Annotated in this window: 1 rRNA gene (cut by a window edge); it reads left to right on the forward strand. The window is 48.4% G+C overall.

What is annotated here, in order from left to right:
• Window positions 1-306: ribosomal RNA gene (locus KO497_RS12760) — 23S ribosomal RNA — on the forward strand; its annotated part reaches 379 nt to the left of the window's first position; the annotation flags it as partial.

The following is a 306-nucleotide window of genomic DNA, read 5'->3' on the forward strand; positions in this document are numbered from 1 at the left end:
TCTAAGTACCCGGAGGAAAAGAAATCAACCGAGATTTCCTGAGTAGCGGCGAGCGAAAGGGAAACAGCCGATTCAGTATGTTGTAGTGGAAGGTTCTGGAAAGTACCGCAATAAAGGGTGATAGCCCCGTACACGAAGCAGCATGTTGGACACATTAAGTAGGTCGGAGCACGAGAAACTTTGACTGAAGATAGGGGGACCATCCTCTAAGGCTAAATACTCCCAATTGACCGATAGTGAACCAGTACCGTGAGGGAAAGGCGAAAAGAACCCCTGTGAGGGGAGTGAAATAGAACCTGAAACCGT

This window comes from Pacificibacter marinus, assembly GCF_018860665.1.
Lineage (GTDB): Bacteria > Pseudomonadota > Alphaproteobacteria > Rhodobacterales > Rhodobacteraceae > Celeribacter > Celeribacter marinus_A.